The sequence below is a fragment of the Mesorhizobium sp. P5_C1 genome, assembly GCF_054049815.1.
The window spans coordinates 1-2,062 of sequence record NZ_JBFULQ010000761.1 but is presented as its reverse complement, the minus strand read 5'-3'; the positions used below and the strand labels follow the sequence as shown (position 1 = coordinate 2,062).

Genomic DNA, 2,062 nt, shown 5'->3' with positions numbered 1-2,062 from the left:
ATAGGCCATGGTGATCGGGTCGCCACGCCGGATGATGTCGAGGCGCGGGCTGGGCAGGCCATAGACGGCCCGCTTGCCCGCCGACAGCATCGGATGACAGCCATGCGGCAAGCCGTTCATGCCCATCAGCCGGGCCGCCTGCAATTCGGTCATACCGGGTTCGATGCCTTGCAGGACATTGCGCAAGCCCTGCGAGGTGAAGGTCGCGGCGAATTCGAAGGCAGCCAGTTGGTCGGCCTCGTTGATGGCGCGCAGTCCGTCGGTGGGGTTCATCAACAGATTGGCCGCGTTCACGACCGCGCCCTTGTCGCCGACAAGCGCGCGCAGCGTATCGGCGATGAAGGAGGGCATGTCGAGCGCCATCTCGCCAAGACCTGCATCGCCTGCGCCGAACGGTTTCCAGCCGACCGCGCCGATGCGCTGGCCGGGCCTCAGGCCGCTATCGGCGAGGATGTCGGGCAGCGCGTCCGAGCGGTCGCGCGGCTGAGCCGGCAGCGAGAACGTCTGGTAGAGGACACGTTCGTATGGCCCGTCGCAGAGTTCGGCATAGCCCCAGCCTTCATTGCCGACGAGAAGCCTTGGCTGCTTGCCGGGAATGATGACCAGCAGCGTTTCCTCGAAGCGCGGATCATAGCCCGAGAGATAGGCAACATTGGCCGCGTGTTCGCGGTCGCCATAGATGGCGAAGGCATCGAGGCCGGCCTTGGCGCCCAGTGCCGTCAGCGCCGCGATGCGGGCTTCGTGGATGGCGCGCGCAACCAGCGGCATCACCGTCGGCTCGCCGAATTCCGGCAGCGACATGGATTTCAGGCCGACCGATGCGACAGGCATGAACAAACGCCTCCAAGTGCTTGCAAGGATTCTGCGAATGCCCGCTGCAGAGGGGCAAGACTGGCAGGACAATGGCGTCGAGGCCCCGGATATGCAATAGGCGGGATCGGCCGCACGACGGCAGCGCGTGCAACATACAGCCGGAGCGCGGCCCGATCGATGATAGCGGTCTGCGGATAACAGGCGGTGCAAGGTGGTTTTCGATGAACAGTTTCTCTTCCCGTGTCGCCACCGCTGCCGCAGCGATCCGCCAGATATTTCCGGAAACGCCGCTGCAGGAGAACGACTACCTGTCGAAAAAGACCGGGGCTCGGGTGCTGCTGAAGCGTGAGGACCTGTCGCCGGTGCGTTCCTACAAGATCCGTGGCGCCTTCAATTTCTTCCGCAAGACACTTGCGGCCGGCAACGAGGCTGAACTGTTCGTCTGCGCGTCCGCCGGCAACCATGCGCAGGGCTTCGCTTTCGTCTGCCGCCACTTCGGCAAGAAAGGCGTCGTGTTCATGCCGGTGACGACGCCGCAGCAGAAGATCGACAAGACCAGGCTGTTCGGCGGCGATTTCGTCGAGATCAGGCTGGTCGGCGACTTTTTCGACGATTGCTACCGCGCCGCCTTCGAATTCACCGAAAATTCCGGCGCCCACATGGTGCCGCCCTTCGACCACAAGGACATCATCGAGGGCCAGGCGACTGTCGCCTATGAGATATCAGGCCAGATGCCGGGCGCCCGTATGCCCGACATCATCATGCTGCCGGTCGGCGGTGGCGGGCTCGCCGCCGGCGTCACCCATTATTTCGCCGATCAGGGCCGCGAAGCCCGCTTCGTCTTCTGTGAGCCGGCCGGTGCGCCTAGCCTGCGGGAGAGCCTCATTGCCGGAAAGCGCCTGAAGCTCGCCAAGGTCGACAATTTCGTCGATGGCGCGGCGGTCGCCGAGATTGGCCGCGAGCCGTTGCGGCATCTCAAGGATTTCCCAGCCGACATGGTGCGGCTGATCCCGGAGAACCGGCTCTGCGCCACCATGATCGAGATGCTCAATGTCGAAGGCGTCGTGCTGGAGCCGGCCGGCGCGCTGGCGATCGACGCGCTGAAGGATTTTTCCAGGAAGGAGATCAGGAGCAAGACGATCGTCGCCGTGGTTTCGGGCGGCAATTTCGATTTCGAGCGTCTGCCCGACGTCAAGGAGCGGGCGCTGCGCTTCGAGGGCCTGAAGAAATACTTCATCATCCGCTTTCC

General features: G+C 63.9%; 2 protein-coding genes. One reads left to right on the top strand and one right to left on the bottom strand.

Annotation, left to right across the window (positions count from 1 at the left end):
• Positions 1–831 (bottom strand): aminopeptidase P family N-terminal domain-containing protein (locus ACXJ7R_RS30960; RefSeq protein ID WP_457155128.1); only part of this gene is annotated, 831 nt, incomplete at its 3' end.
• Positions 832–1,034: 203 nt separating this feature from the next.
• Between ACXJ7R_RS30960 and ilvA the strand changes: the two genes are divergently transcribed.
• Positions 1,035–2,062, top strand: a 1,028-nt coding sequence (gene ilvA, locus ACXJ7R_RS30955) for a threonine ammonia-lyase IlvA (RefSeq protein ID WP_457155127.1), incomplete at its 3' end; no start/stop codon positions are given.